The sequence below is a fragment of the Nocardia sp. 348MFTsu5.1 genome (genome assembly GCF_000383535.1).
Lineage (GTDB): Bacteria > Actinomycetota > Actinomycetes > Mycobacteriales > Mycobacteriaceae > Williamsia > Williamsia faeni.
Window position 1 is genome coordinate 69950 of record NZ_KB911512.1, and the last position, 14624, is coordinate 84573.

Here is a 14624-nt window from a genome sequence, read left to right on the forward strand (position 1 = left end):
CGGTGGTGAGAACTTCGATCGGTGCGAAACTCGATCACCTGGCCATCGGCGTCGTTCAGTGGGCGGATTCGTATCCACGGTTCGTGTCCGAACTCGGTGGCAAGTGGGGCTATGGCGGACCCAACGGCGACTTCGCGCCGTACCAGCTCGATTTCGGCGAAGGGCTGCGCCTGGAGTTCATCGCACCTCATACGCCCGGTGGATTCATGGAGCGATTCATCGAGCGGCGTGGGCCTTCTCCGCACCACTTCACATTCAAAGTGCCCTCTCTCGACGACACCATCGCAGACCTCACCCGGCTCGGATTTGAGATCGGCGGTGAGAGCCGTGAACAGCCGGTGTGGCTGGAGGCCTTCATCCATCCCAAGGAGACGGGTGTGGGTACCCTGGTCCAGATCGTCGAGTCGGACGATCAGTTCATTGACAGCCAAGCCTCTAAGATGCCTGCACCGCAAGACTTTCCGGAGCCGAGTGGTCACGCGCAAGGCATCGCACTGGTCGGTGTGACCACGTCGGATCTGGGCCGGGCCCACGATCTTCTTGTCAGGGCGCTGCTCGGCGATGTTCTGGACAACGGTGATGGCTGGTTCCTCGTCAGCTGGGGTGATCATCGCTCGTTACTCGTCCGGGATCACACGGTTTCCCCCTGGGCCCCGCCACTCTGGGACACGGCAACCGGCGACGGTGTTGCGTTTGTACTCTTCGGTTCCGAGAATCAGACGGCAGCGTCGCTGCACGAGTCCACGCAGCTGCTGACCAGGCTCCCGCATGAGGCTGCGACCGGAATCCCGGTGTGGCTGCTGGAACCGAACCGAACCAATTCGAAATCCATGCCGATATCCTTACCGTAGCGATGCGGAAGGTATCTCCTCACGCCACTCACCGAAGGAATCCCGATGAAATCTGCTGTGAAGTACCGATATTTGACCCGTTTCCCGCTGACGCAGTCGGTGGCACGGTGAGTACGGCGTTGTCGATTCCGCGGCATCCGTCCGACGTCACCAGCGCGTGGCTGTCGTCGGTGCTCAGCGCGAAAGGCGCCGGCGTCGATGTCGCGGACGTGGATGTCAGTCCGATCGGAACCGGTCAGACCGGCGCCACCTATCGGATCCGGGTGGACTACGCCACGCCCCGGCCGGAGCTACCGGCCACGTACGTGTTGAAGCTGCCCGCGCAAGACGACTCCACCCGTGACCGCGTCATCCTCGGCTACCGGAGTGAGTGTGCCTTCTACGAGACGGTGGCGGACAAGGTTCAGATACCGAAGCCGGACTGCTATCACTCCGACATCGACGACAACACAGGGGATTTCGCTCTGTTGCTCGCCGATCAGGCCACCGCGGTGCAGGGCGATCAGATCGGTGGTTGTGGCGCCGACCAGGCGGCGGCGGCGTCCCGCGCCCTGGCTGGGCTGCACGGCCCGACGTGGTGCGATCCTGTCTGGCACGACTTCCATGCGTTGTCGATGACGATGAAGGACGACGCATCGATGAAGATGCTCGGCGATGTCGCGGTCATGAGTGCCGGCATGGTGATCGAGAAGATCGGTTCGCGGTTGAGTGAGGAGGATCGCGAGACACTCACCGCTGCAATGGGTCTCGTCGAGCCGTGGCTACGGGATTCGCCAGAGCGATTTGCACTGATGCACGGGGACTACCGGCTCGACAACATGCTCTTCGACACCGAGAGCGACCGGCTCACGGTAGTCGATTGGCAGACCTTGGGTGTCGGCCTGCCGGCCCGCGACCTGGCCTACTTCATCGGCACCAGTCTGGTTCCGGAACTGCGCGCCGAGCTCGAAGGACAACTCGTCGACGAGTATCACGAGGAACTCCTGAAGTATGGGATCACCGACTATTCCCGTGAAACCTGTTGGCGCGATTACCGGATCGGGATGTTGCAGGCGTTGCTGATCCCGTCGCTGGGTTGTGCATTCGCTAGTGACACCGCGCGCGGAGACGACATGTTCATCGTGATGCTGCAACGTGGATGCCGGGCCATCCGGGAACTGAACAGCCTCGAACTCATCGAAGTGCCCGCAACAGATTCGTGAATCGCAGGGAGGTACCACCCGGCTTGATCGAGAACGGCCGGGTGGCTGCAGGCGGTGTCGCCTGCGTGATCAGAACTGGGTCGAACCCTGATCGACCGAGATCTGGGCGGCGGTGACCATGCGAGACTCGTTGCTCGCCAACCACAGCACGGCGTCGGCGATGTCGCTGGGCTCGGCGATGTAGTCGGGCAAGAACGGCGTCAGCATGTTGTTCAGGTTCGGATTGGTCTCGGCGGCCCTCATCAGGTTGTTCACCATCTCTCCGGTTCCCATGTCGGTGTTGACAGGTCCGGGGTGCACGCTGTTCACCCTGATCGAGTGCTTGCCGAGCTCAGCGGCGAAGGCGCGGGCCAATCCGGTCACCGCGTGTTTGCTGGCGGTGTAATGAACCATGAAGGGCTGCATCTTGACTCCGGCAGCAGAGCTGATCAGGATGATCGAGCCACCGTTGCCACCGTCGATGATCTTCTGGGCGCCCGCCATCACCGTGTTCCAGGTTCCGGTGGCGTTGATGTCCATGACATCGCGAAAGGATTCGGGCGTGATCTCGTTCCAGGCCTCCGGCACGGAGATGCCCGCATTGGCGACGATGATGTCGAGTCGCCCCAGCGCCGCGACACCGTTTTCGACCGCCTTGCCGAGTCCTTCGAAATCGCGGACGTCGACGACGGAGGCCTCGATGCGCTGCCCGGTCGCTTCGACCAGGCGGACCGTTTCCTTGAGGTCTGCCTCACTTGCGGAGTTGTACGGCACGCAGCGGGGGAGTTCCGCGGCGATGTCGACGGCGATGATGTCGGCGCCCTCAGTGGCCATGCGAACTGCGTGCGCACGTCCCTGACCGCGAGCCGCGCCCGTGATGAAAGCTACTTTGCCACTGAGCCGATCGCCCATGTCCTTGTCTCCGTCGTGGTCTGTCGCGATGTCCGGTTGCCATTGTCGTAATACTCACTGTAATACTTACCATAGTGACTCCGGCCAGTTCAGGGCCGATCGGCGCAAGAGCAGAGCCGTCCGCTGGTGCAGTATGGAGTCGAAGCATGTGCATCGGCGATGGCCCAGGGCCTGGCCGCGGTGTTCGAACGAATCGGCTCGTGAGCCGGACCTGGAAAGGCAACGCATGACACGACTGGCGCAGACCATCGGTCTCACCGAGTTCCAGACCGAGATCGTCGAAGCTGTCCGAGGGTTCGTCGACAAGGAGATCATCCCCAACGCAACCGAACTCGAGCGCAACGACACCTACCCACAGGCGATCGTCGACCAGATGCGGAGCATGGGTCTGTTCGGCCTGATGATCCCGGAAGAGTACGGCGGGCTCGGGGAGTCACTGCTGACGTATGCGCTGTGCGTGGAGGAACTGGCGCGGGGGTGGATGAGCGTTTCGGGGGTCATCAACACCCATTTCATCGTCGCCTACATGGTGCGCCAGCACGGAACACCTGCACAGAAGCAGAACCTGTTGCCCCGCATGGCAACCGGTGAGGTTCGGGGCGCCTTTTCGATGTCGGAGCCGGATCTCGGGTCCGATGTCGCGGCGATTCGGACCAAGGCGGTGCGTAATCCCGACGAGACATACACGATCGACGGCCAGAAGATGTGGCTGACGAACGGCGGTAGTTCGACGCTGGTCGCCGCATTGGTCCGAACGGACGAAGGCGCGGATAAGCCACACCGCAATCTGACCACGTTCCTGATCGAGAAGCCGGCCGGATTCGGTGAGGTCAAACCGGGCTTGGTGATACCAGGCAAGCTGGACAAGCTGGGCTACAAGGGAATTGACACCACGGAGCTGCTCTTCGACGGGTATGTGGCATCCGCGGACGACATCCTGGGCGGAGTACCGGGGCAGGGCTTCTTCCACATGATGGACGGAGTCGAGGTCGGTCGTGTCAACGTGTCGGCGCGGGCCTGCGGAGTGGGGATCCGCGCATTCGAACTAGCGATCCGGTATGCCCAACAGCGCCGGACGTTCGGCAAGCCGATCGCCGAGCATCAGGCGATCGCCTTCCAGCTCGCGGAGATGGCAACGAAAGTCGAGTCGGCACACCTGATGATGGTCAACGCGGCCCGTCTGAAGGACTCCGGCGAACGCAACGATTTCGCCGCCGGGATGGCCAAGTACCTGACGAGCGAGCTGTGCAACGAGGTCACCACACAGAGTTTCAGAATCCACGGCGGCTACGGATACTCGAAAGAATACGAGATCGAGCGGCTCATGCGTGACGCACCATTTCTGCTCATCGGCGAGGGAACCAGCGAGATCCAGAAACAGATCATCAGCAGGCGCCTTCTCGACGAGTATCAGCTCTGAATCTTGCCGGCCGAGAATTCGCTCCGCAGGTGGAGCGAATTCGGCCGTTGGTGTGTGCGTGACAGGATTGCCATCAGTATTATTGCGGCGCACAGGAATAGACCGACGAAGCCGACGATGCCGGCCCACCCGGCGACGGTGAACGCGATCCCACCGAACGCACCGACGAACGCGCTGCCCAGGTAGTAGCAGAGCATGTACAGCGATGACGCGCCGGCGCGATTGTGGGTTGCACGGGCTCCGACCCAACCACTGGACACCGAGTGGGCCGCGAAAAAGCCTGCGGTGAAAAGAAGTATTCCGATGAGCACGGTCGGGAGCCAGTCGGGCAGACTCAGGACGAGTCCGACGATCATCACGGCGAGCGCGGCCACCAGCACCCGGTCGCGACCCCACGCATCCGACATGCGGCCCGCGGCGGCCGACGAGATGGTGCCGGCGAGGTACAGCGTGAACACCAGGCCGGCCAACGTGACCGGGAGATCGAACGGGGCGTTGATCAATCGGTAGCCGAGGAAGTTGTAGACGGTGACGAATCCGCCCATCAGCACAAATGCCAGACCGAAGAGGCACAGCAGGGGGACGTCGCGTAGATGGCCGGCGAGGTTGCGGAGCGTAACACCGGCCGTCATGCGCGCAGGCGTGAAGTTGTTGGAGGGTGGGATCATCCGGACGAACAGGATCGCGAAGCCGAGCGCAACCAGCGAGGCCAGTTCGAGTGCCCACTGCCATGCGATGAGATCGACTGCGAGGGTCGGGATCATCCGTCCGACGAGCCCGCCGATCGTCGTGCCGGCAACGTAGGTGCCCATGGCGGTCCCGAGTGACCGGCCGTCGATCTCCTCGGCGAGGTACGCCATGGCGACCGCGGGCACTCCGGCGCACAGCAGACCCTGCAGGGCGCGTCCGGCGAGCAGCACCTCGAAGGTCGGACTCCATGGCAGCACCAAGCCCAGCACGGATGCCGATACCGCGGCGACGCACATCACCCGGACCCGGCCGAAGCGTTCGGACAGCAGACTGGCGGGCACGATCGCGAACGCGAGCAGTCCGGTGGCAACCGATACCGCCAGTGCCGCCATGGCGGGGGACACCCCGTAGTGGTCGGAGAAGATCGGCAGCAGGCCCTGCACGCAATACAGCGTCATGAAGGTGCCCATGCCGGCGGCGAACAGCGTCAGGGTCGTGCGCCGGTAGCCTGGACCGCCGACTCGACGGCCCGACGGACGCGGGGCTGTCTCGGTGTTAACAGTGAGGGTCTGCATCGATGTCCAGGGTTGCAGCCGATCCGGCACGAGGGAAATGATTGATTTCGCGGTTCCTTATACGCTCAGGACATAAGGAGGTGCAGATGAACCACGAATGGTTTGTCACGCTGGCGGAGGTGGAGAACGTGTCCACGGCGGCCGAGAGGTTGCATGTGACCCAACCCACGCTGTCGCGTCAATTGGCGCGTCTCGAACGTGATCTCGGGGTCCTGCTGTTCGACCGGAGGGGAAAGCGGTTGAACCTGAACGCAGCCGGACAGATCTACCTGCGCCACGCACGGCGGGCGGTCGCCGAGATCGAGACAGCCAAGTACGAGCTCGCGGAGCTGGTGAACCCTGTCGAGGGCAGGATCGAGCTGGGCTTCCTGCATTCGTTCGGGATCTGGTTGGTGCCCACACTGATTCGCGAGTTTCGCGGTCAGTCTTCGCACGTCGCATTCGGTTTGGCGCAGGGTGCTGCCGAGGACATGCTCGGGCTGGTGCTCTCCGGTGATACGGATCTGGCGATTGTGTCGCCGCGGCCGAAGAGCATCGAGGTCGGATGGACGCCGATCATGCGTCAGCACCTCGGCGTGGCCGTCGCCGACACGCATCCGCTCGCGCAGCGGGATCAGGTGACGATCAACGATGTGCGTGACGAGAGTTTTGTCGCTATGGAGACCGGGTTCGGCATGCGGCGGATTCTGGAAGAGCTGTGCGCCGCAGCGGATTTCCGTCCGAATATCACCTTCGAATCCGCCGAGTTGGCAACGGTGGGTGGTTTGGTGGCCGCCGGACTCGGGGTCGCGTTGCTCCCGGTGGAGCACGATTCCCAGCTTCCGCCAGGGATTTCCCTGGTGACACTCGGTGGTTCGCAGAACACTCGTGAGGTCGGGCTCATCTGGAAACGTGAGACCGCGATGAATCCGGCGGCCGCACGATTTCGCGAGTTCGTCACGGGCTGGTCGAGCGAGCGGTCAGGTCGCCGAGCCCTCTGACCTGTCGACGATCGCCTGCACAGTGTGTGCGAACCACGTGCCGACGTTCTGCACGCTGGTGTCTCCGTCCGGCATCAGGGGGAGCTGCCTGGAACAGAGAACCAAACCCATGCCCATCATGACGATCTCAAATGCGCGCTGCGGTCCGTCCGGTTGACCGAGCCAGTCTGCGAGTGGTTCCAGGACATGGACTTTCGACGACTGCGCCGCGATGTCACGGGCATCGGTGTGACCGATTGCCAATGCCACGATCGACGGCCCCAGCAGGTTGGAGTCGGGGTCCAGGAGGACTGACGCGAGGAGTTCGCCGAAAGTGTCCCGGGGGGCGTCGAAGAGACCTCCGATGTCGATCGTCTCGGCCAGCGCGGCTTCGAAAAGACTCGCCTTCGTACCGAAGTACCTGTGCAGCATCGGTGACGTCACGTCGGCCCTCGCGGCGATCTCACGAATGCCCGTCTCCGCATAGCCCTCTTCGGCAAAGGCCTGCTGGGCGGCGGCGAGAATCTGCGCCTTGGTGCGTGGCGCGTTACGTCGCTTCGGGGTCTGCGCGGTCATTCACGCACTCTAATGCGGAGAAAACGCTGCGGTGGCGGCTTCGAGTCGTTAAGTTATCAACTGATTACTTAAAGTCCGGCGTGATACCGGGCTACTGAACAGGGTCGGAGAACTCCTATGGCTACGTTTGTCCTGGTACATGGCGGCGGACACGGTGGTTGGTGTTACCAATCGGTCGCACGCCAACTTCGGTCGGCCGGCCACGACGTCTACACGCCGACACTGACCGGCCTGGGCGAGCGGTCGCATCTGGTGTCGAAAGACGTGAACCTCGACGTCCAGATCACCGACGTCGTCAACGTGTTGGAGTTCGAAGATCTCCACGACGTGGTCCTGGTGGGCCACAGCTACGGCGGAATGGTCATCACCGGAGTAGCGGATCGGGCCACCGACCGGATCGGGCACCTCGTCTTCCTCGATGCCGCCAACCCGGAGGACGGTCAGTCGCTGGTCGATGTCGCGGGGCCGATGATGGAAGCTGCCCGGTCGGCGAGTCGGGTCGTCGACGGAGTGGAACTCGTGCTGTTCCCGGGCAATGACCCGATGGGGTTCTACGGCGTCACCGACCCCGACCAGATCGCCTGGATGAAGCCCAAGCTGACCCCACACCCGTGGGCTTGCTTCGAGCAGAAGCTGGTGCTGCACAACGAGTCCGAGATGCGTAAGCTCCCGCAGTCGCACATCGTATGTTCCGAGACTCTGCCATTCCGTGACGTGGAGAAGCTCACGGCAGAATCCGACGGCCGCGTCTGGGACATCGACACCGGTCACGACCTGATGATCTCCGAACCCATGGCGGTCACCGAGTTGCTCCTGCGGGTGGTTTAGTCCCCAACTTCATCCCCTGGAGCGGGGTCGGAGGGAAATATGCCCTCCGAGACCCGCTCCGGGGATGAACTTGGTGCGATGTGCGGACGCCCGTCGCGCTGCGCGTCAACTGCTGTGGTCGCCACCTATACTCGATCCGAATCGCGTGGGCTGGGGGGTCTGGCCTGCAGAGGGGGGATTGACATGGGCACGTTTCAGACGGATGTCGACGAGTTGGAAAGGCTCGGCGGGGTCCTGCACGGATTGGCAGCGGAAGCCGGTGCGCTGCGGGTCGGCCCGGCTGCCGGTCCGTTCTTGTCGGTTCAAGGGGGAATCTTGGCGTCCGTCGCCGAAGCTTCCTCAATTTCGGGGGACCTTGTCGATGAAGCGCTGGTGCCTGCTCTCGACGAGCGCTTGGGTGAAACCGGCGACGTGATGATCAACGTCGCCAAAGAGTTTCGGACCTCGGACGAACAGTCGGCAGCCGATCTGGCGGCAACGTTCACAGCGGCTACCGGCGATTGGAATCCGGAAGAACCCGTCTGATGGTGACCAGAACGCAATTGGTGGCGTTCAACCCGGCAACGCTGACCAGTATCGCTGATGCCTGGACCGCGCTGGGTGCCAGCGCTGAAGGCCTGTTCGACAGGTATCAATCCAGCGTCACCAGAGCCGGCGAAATCTACTGGGAAGGTACGACTGCCGACGCCGTTCAGGCTCGCGCGACTGCCGACAAGGCGGCCGTCGGCACGGTCGTAGACGCCCTCGATGCGGTGGCGACAACGGCTAGGCAGGGCTTTTATGAAATCGATGCGCCGCTTCAGCGCGCCAAGGCTGCCATTGTGGCCGCTGAGTCCGATGGTTTCACTGTCTCCGAGTCCTTGGTGATCACCGACAGCGATTCCGATCCTGATGATGCGAGAGTTGCCCTGCTCGCTGAGCGGGTACGTGAGTTGGACGATGCGGTCACCGCGACAATCGCCGCCGACGAGTTGGTCAAGGGGCAACTGGCCGCTGCACGGGTGGGCCTGACGGCCACGTTCACCTCGGCCGCTACTTCGGGAGGGGACCAGGGCCGAACCGATGGAGCGGCACTGGCCAAAGACCCGTCCTCGCTGACACCCGAGCAGATACGTCGTATTCAAGAGAGTGCCCACCTGACGGACGCACAGCTCGACGCACTTGCTCGCGGGGAAACTGCTGCCATCCCGGCGTCGCAGATGGAGTACCTCAATCAGTTGAGTACGGCGTTGGACGGAAAGTCGCCGCAGGAAATAGCGGCCCTGCTGTCCAATCTCTCGCCGGATAACCAAGCAGCAGTGGCGAATTCGTTGCAGATTCTATCGAACGAAAAGGTCACCGCCTCTGTACGTGGCGATGCCGAGATTCCGACCAATGGCGGACTCGACTGGCTGCCGACCGGGATGAAAGAATCCTTGACCCGGGACGATCTGACGGTCATCGGCTACGAACAAGCCGGCAATACGATGCTGCCCAGCATTGCGCTCAACGGTGTTGCGGACAACAAGGCCATCGCAAGCATTGTTTCCAAGGGCGACGACCGATACCAGAACGGCACTGCGCTGGACAGTGCATTGCTGGACGTTGGGCGCCAGTACCTCGACGCGCAGGTTGCGCACGAACAGAATCCGGACAGCAAGTTCGAGTTCTTCACCGTGGATGGCCGAGGAACGCAGGACATGGCGATCACCGAGGACATCTTCAGCGCGGTCGGTGTGGACAAGATCGCCGTCGAAGCGGCGGTCGACGATCCGGATCACGGCGATGATTTTGTGAAAGACGTGCTTGCACACAACTGGACTGACGACGGCAAGGCTGCGTCGACCCTCTTCCAGTTCGCCGACGGTGATGCCACGATCTCGGACCCGAACAACGCGAATGATGTTGCGACAGCGACTCGTACGGGAAACATCATGGAATCCGTGGCACGCGCGGCCAGTACCGACGACGCCTGGGAATACCTACGGAATATCCCTGGGACAGACGAACAGTCCGTCGGGCAGCTCAATCCGGAACTGCTGCGGACAGTTTCAAGCAGCATGAGTCCATACGTGGGGATCCTCGCGGGTGGTGGCAGCGACGACGTTGCCGGCTTCGGGATCGGAGACTGGGCAGACCCGGCAGATAACCTGAACTACGCTGGTTCATCCAACATATTTGCATTGATGAATACGGATGATGCTGCGGGAACTACCTTCACCCAGGCCGCAATCGCCGAGGAGCTGGCACTGGAGGGACGATTCGTCGCCAATCCGTCTGCGCCCTTTGCTGAAAGCAACCTGCTTACCACAGGCGCTCTACTCGGCCTGACAGACAAAGGCATGACCATGGCGCTGCAAGATCAATACGATGACGAAGCAGCGCACGCGCAGGATGTGTATGCGCGAAAAGAAGCTGCGTACACCGCATTGACTACCCTGGGCTCCTTCGGCATTGACCAACTGAAGGGTGGCGAATACATCAACCTGATGATCGATGCGTCGGGTGACTCATTGCAGGAGTCGATGATAGGGGAGGAACCCGGTGAGGCAAAGAATGCAGCCGTCGATGCTCCCAACTTTTACTTACCTGCTTACAACATTCTTAGCATGTCCGAGTTGCCTCCCGAGTTCGAAGTCGATTACAAGGTCGTTTTTGACCAACAGGGAAACTTGATGGACTGGGATGCAGCGAAGGACGCAGGTGTGTCGCAATCTGACATCGCGGCGGCTTATAGCGGGATGCTGAAGCAGTTGGCTGGCAGTGAGGATGACGCACAACTGGTCAGAAACGGCTACGACGATGCGATGCGCGATCACTCAGAAGGTGATGATGAAGGGTAGTGCGCAATCATTAAGTCCCAGATTACGTCTCTGCATCGTCGGCGCGTGCGCCTCTTTGGTCGCGGCATGTGGTGGGGCGGGTGCAGAACAAGAATCCGGCGCGAATGAGGAGTTTACAAACTTCACTCCTCACGTTTGGTCGGCGGAACCCGGCGTCGATTTGTTTGACCGTGGTTCCGAATTGATTCGTGCGGCGAGTGAGGCAGGATTCTACTGGCCTGCAATTGAAGAGATTGACGACTACTTCCCAGGTTTCACCGATGCTTTGTCGCCTTCCGAGCGTGACGGGTTTGTGCGGACCCGGTGGGGGAACGATCGGGCGGACTATCTCAAGCCGGTTGAGGAGACCATGTTTATGCATATTGCCGACTACTCGGAATCTCCGACAATGATCGCGGCGACGGTATGCAACTACAAGCTGTTTTCAGTCGAGGGTTTCAATCCGGCGAACCCGCCGGGTGGTACATACCGGATCGTGTTGGAGAACACCGGCCAGGGCAAAGGTGTGGCGGGCATCGCTGATGGTGACCCTCAGCACGGTACTGATGAACAGCGAACACCGTCGTGGAATGTGTTCGGGTCGTGGAAGATCAAGCTGGGGAAGACGTTTTTCGGAGGGACGGAGAAGTCGCCGAGAGACGATGGCTATTTCGTCCCGCAGGAGTGCCGGGATTGGTGGCTGCAGCAGTTTCCTGGGTTGATGCAGCCGGATCCTGATTCGCCTTATCAACAACAGCCGCCTGGGTTCGTGGCGCCGGTGATCCCGGTGGGGGTTCAGTTTCCGGGCTGGATTGGGCCTTCGAACGTGGCGTAGGGGCCGACGTACCCATCTTCGTCCCCTGGAGCGGGGTCGGAGGGGAATATGCCCTCGGACGGTGCTGTCGGGGGTGAAGTTGGGGCAAATGTGTGGCCAGACGGTGAGTTGCGCCGGTGGAAGGTGCGAAGAGCGAGGGGTGAGTCCGGTGGTGGGGAGTCGTGCCTTGCGGTTCGTGAGTTTCGTTGCGTGTGTGGTCGTAGGTCTGGTGGCATGTGCTGGTGGAACCGACTCAGCCCCAGCGTCATCGACACCCGAGGTGTTCACCAACTTCACTCCGCATGTGTGGTCGGCGGAATCTGGTGTCGATTTGTTTGGTCGTGGATCAGAGTTGGTGCGGGTTGCCAGTGAAGCTGGGTTCTACTCGCCGGCGATCGAGGAGATCGATAACTATTTCCCAGGTTTCACGACGGCTCTCGGGACCGGGCATGAGCCCTTTGCGGTAGCCCGCTGGAACCATCGATCGGAGTATCTCGAACCCCTGACCGAGACGGTGTTTCTTCACATCGCCGACTATTCGGAAACAGACTCTGCGATATCGGCGTCGGTGTGTAGTTACATGCTGCATGCGGAACCGGGTGTTGATGATGCAAATCCGCCGACCAGTGTGTATCGGATTGTGTTGGAGAAGGAAGGTGGTCCGGTAGGTGTGCCTGGTGTGGTCGATCGTGATCCCGAGCATGGCTCGCCAGAGCATCGGTCGCCGTCGTGGAACGTATTTGGTTCGTGGAAGATTCGAACTGGCCGGTATATCTTCGGTGGCACTGAGAAGTCGCCGAGAGACGATGGCTATTTCGTGCCACAGGAGTGCCGGGATTGGTGGTTGCAGCAGTTTCCTGGTTTGATGCAGCCGGATCCTGATTCGCCGTATCAACAACAGCCGCCTGGTTTCGTTGCTCCGGTGATGCCGGTGGGGGTTCAGTTTCCGGGCTGGATCGGTCCTTCGAACGTGGCGTAGGGCCGGACCTCCCCAACTTCGTCCCCTGGAGCGGGGTCGGAGGGAAATATGCCCTCGGAGGGTGCTGTCGGGGATGAAGTTGGGGCAAATGTGTGGCCAGACGGTGAGTTGCGCCGGTGGAAGGTGCGAAGAGCGAGGGGGACGGCGGTGGTGGTTGGTCGTGCTTTGCGGTTCGTGAGTTTCGTTGCGTGTGTGGTCGTAGACCTGACTGCATGCGGTGGCGGAGGTTAGGAAGTGTCGAACCACCTTCCGAAGGTCTCGAAACACTGACCGATTTTGCGCCTCATATTTGGTCGGCCGAGTCCGGTGTCGACCGGTTCGGTCGCGGACCGGAATTGTTACGTGCTGCGAGTGAGGGTGGGTTCTACTGGCCGACGATCGTAGATGTCGACGAGTACTTCCCCGGCTTCACAGACTCATTGGCGACTCGGGGAGAACCCTTCGGTGACTATCAATTTTCGAGCCGAGCCGAATATCTGGAACCCGTCGACGCGACGTTCTTCTCGCATATCGCGGACTACTCCGAAACAGATACGACAGTGTCAGGAACGATTTGTGGCTTCGCCCTGGCATCTGTGGCAGGGCCCAACGGAAGCGTCGATCCTCCGACGAGTGTGTATCGGATTGTGTTGGAGAACAGGGGCGGACCGAAAGGTATGCCCGGTGTGATCGATCGTGATCCTGGGCACGGCACCGATGATCAGCGGACACCGTCATGGGATGTGTTCGGCTCGTGGGAGATTCGATCGGGCACGATCATCAGGGGTGGCTCGGGCAACTACGCGAGGGAGGAAGGCGCCGTCCCACAGGAGTGCCGGGATTGGTGGCTGGAGAACTTCCCTGGCCTGACGCATCCCGACCCGGATCGGCCGTTCCAGACACAGCCGCCCGGGTTCGTGGCCCCAGTGATCCCGGTGGGGGTTCAGTTTCCGGGCTGGATTGGGCCTTCGAACGTGGCGTAGGGGCCGACGTACCCATCTTCGTCCCCTGGAGCGGGGTCGGAGGGAGATATGCCCTCGGACGGTGCTGTCGGGGATGAAGTTGGGACAAATGTGTGGCCAGACGGTGAGTTGCGCCGGTGGAAGGTGCGAAGAGCGAGGGGGAGTCCGGTGGTGGGGAGTCGTGCTGTGCGGTACGCGAGCCTGGTTGTGTTTGTGGGCGTAAGTCTGACGGCGTGTGGTGGTGGGGCTGACTCCGCACCGACGTCATCAGGGCCGGAGGTGTTCACGAGCTTCACTCCGCATGTGTGGTCGGCGGAGGAAGGCGTTGACTTGTTCGGACGTGGCCCGGAGTTGGTACGGGCGACGACCGAGGCAGGGTTCTACTGGCCCGCAGTCGCGGAAATCGACGACTACTTCCCCGGTTTCACCGCCGCGCTGGAGACGGAACATGAGCCTTTCGCGCTCGCACGTTGGGATCACCGGGCAGAGTATCTCCGGCCGCTGAACGAGACGTTCTTCTTACATATTGCCGACTACTCCGAAGCTGGATCGGTGGTATCGGCAACGGTATGCAGCTACATGCTGCATTCAACTCCGGGACTTGATGATGCAGATCCTCCGGCGAGCGTCGATCGAATTGTGCTGGAGAATGCAGGCGAGACCGCGGGTCTGCCCGGTGTGGTCGATCGCGACCCCGATCATGGGTCGGAAGTGCACCGGTCACCATCGTGGAATGTGTTCGGGTCGTGGAAGATACGGCTTGGCAGGAGTGTCTTCGGCGGCACTGAGAGGTCCCCGCGTGAGGATGGTCTTTTCGTCCCGCAGGAGTGCCGGGATTGGTGGTTGCAGCAGTTTCCTGGGTTGATGCAGCCGGATCCTGATTCGCCGTATCAACAACAGCCGCCAGGGTTCGTGGCTCCGGTGATGCCGGTGGGGGTTCAGTATCCGGGCTGGATCGGTCCTTCGAACGTGGCGTAGGGCCGGACCTCCCCAACTTCGTCCCCTGGAGCGGGGTCGGAGGGAGATATGCCCTCGGCGGGTGCTGTCGGGGATGAAGTTGGGCAGGTGTCTGGCCAGGATGAAGTCGGGTTGGCAGC

At 61.6% G+C, this 14624-nt stretch carries 13 protein-coding genes; 10 read left to right on the plus strand and 3 right to left on the minus strand.

Annotated features, from left to right (window positions below; all coding sequences use genetic code 11):
- The first annotated feature begins 5 nt into the window (after nucleotides 1–5).
- Both H290_RS0108755 and H290_RS0108760 read left to right on the plus strand, forming a co-directional pair.
- Entirely contained in the window at nucleotides 6–851 is an 846-nt protein-coding gene (locus tag H290_RS0108755; RefSeq protein WP_155976771.1) for a VOC family protein, read from the plus strand.
- Between the two features lie 107 nt (nucleotides 852–958).
- Complete coding sequence (locus H290_RS0108760; protein WP_020106418.1) at nucleotides 959–2053, plus strand: phosphotransferase family protein; 1095 nt, start codon at nucleotides 959–961, stop codon at nucleotides 2051–2053.
- Between the two features lie 69 nt (nucleotides 2054–2122).
- Here the strand turns inward: H290_RS0108760 and H290_RS0108765 are convergent, their stop codons facing one another.
- Nucleotides 2123–2944: a mycofactocin-coupled SDR family oxidoreductase gene (locus H290_RS0108765; RefSeq protein ID WP_020106419.1), complete on the minus strand. Its 822-nt coding sequence runs from the start codon at nucleotides 2942–2944 to the stop codon at nucleotides 2123–2125.
- A 226-nt stretch (nucleotides 2945–3170) separates the two neighbouring features.
- Here H290_RS0108765 and H290_RS0108770 point away from each other — a divergent pair, with 226 nt between their 5' ends.
- Nucleotides 3171–4364, plus strand: a complete 1194-nt coding sequence (locus tag H290_RS0108770) for an acyl-CoA dehydrogenase family protein (RefSeq protein ID WP_020106420.1) — start codon at nucleotides 3171–3173, stop codon at nucleotides 4362–4364.
- Here the strand turns inward: H290_RS0108770 and H290_RS0108775 are convergent.
- A complete protein-coding gene (locus tag H290_RS0108775) occupies nucleotides 4355–5629 on the minus strand; it encodes an MFS transporter (protein WP_020106421.1) in 1275 nt (424 codons plus the stop codon). The genes H290_RS0108770 and H290_RS0108775 overlap by 10 nt on opposite strands.
- An 86-nt stretch (nucleotides 5630–5715) precedes the next feature.
- Here H290_RS0108775 and H290_RS0108780 point away from each other — a divergent pair, with 86 nt between their 5' ends.
- Nucleotides 5716–6609 (plus strand): LysR family transcriptional regulator, encoded by an 894-nt coding sequence (locus tag H290_RS0108780; RefSeq protein WP_036518497.1) that lies wholly within the window; start codon nucleotides 5716–5718, stop codon nucleotides 6607–6609.
- Here the strand turns inward: H290_RS0108780 and H290_RS30150 are convergent.
- A complete protein-coding gene (locus tag H290_RS30150) occupies nucleotides 6589–7164 on the minus strand; it encodes a TetR/AcrR family transcriptional regulator (RefSeq protein WP_020106423.1) in 576 nt (191 codons plus the stop codon). The genes H290_RS0108780 and H290_RS30150 overlap by 21 nt on opposite strands.
- A gap of 117 nt (nucleotides 7165–7281) precedes the next feature.
- Between H290_RS30150 and H290_RS0108790 the strand changes: the two genes are divergently transcribed.
- The 6 genes from H290_RS0108790 to H290_RS0108820 all read left to right on the plus strand — a co-directional run bounded on the left by H290_RS0108790 (nucleotide 7282) and on the right by H290_RS0108820 (nucleotide 14505).
- Nucleotides 7282–7992 carry an alpha/beta hydrolase gene (locus tag H290_RS0108790; protein WP_020106424.1) on the plus strand — a complete coding sequence of 237 codons (711 nt, stop codon included), beginning with the start codon at nucleotides 7282–7284 and terminating at the stop codon, nucleotides 7990–7992.
- 183 nt (nucleotides 7993–8175) lie between these two features.
- A complete protein-coding gene (locus H290_RS0108795) occupies nucleotides 8176–8517 on the plus strand; it encodes a hypothetical protein (protein WP_020106425.1) in 342 nt (113 codons plus the stop codon).
- Nucleotides 8517–10814, plus strand: coding sequence for a hypothetical protein (locus H290_RS0108800; protein ID WP_020106426.1), 2298 nt, complete (start codon nucleotides 8517–8519; stop codon nucleotides 10812–10814). Before H290_RS0108795 ends, H290_RS0108800 begins: the two co-directional genes overlap by 1 nt.
- Nucleotides 10801–11628 (plus strand): hypothetical protein, encoded by an 828-nt coding sequence (locus H290_RS0108805; RefSeq protein ID WP_231373545.1) that lies wholly within the window; start codon nucleotides 10801–10803, stop codon nucleotides 11626–11628. The genes H290_RS0108800 and H290_RS0108805 overlap by 14 nt, the downstream gene beginning before the upstream one ends.
- A 259-nt stretch (nucleotides 11629–11887) precedes the next feature.
- Nucleotides 11888–12586, plus strand: coding sequence for a hypothetical protein (locus tag H290_RS0108810; protein WP_020106428.1), 699 nt, complete (start codon nucleotides 11888–11890; stop codon nucleotides 12584–12586).
- A gap of 1220 nt (nucleotides 12587–13806) precedes the next feature.
- A complete protein-coding gene (locus H290_RS0108820) occupies nucleotides 13807–14505 on the plus strand; it encodes a hypothetical protein (protein ID WP_020106430.1) in 699 nt (232 codons plus the stop codon).
- Nucleotides 14506–14624 lie beyond the last annotated feature (119 nt).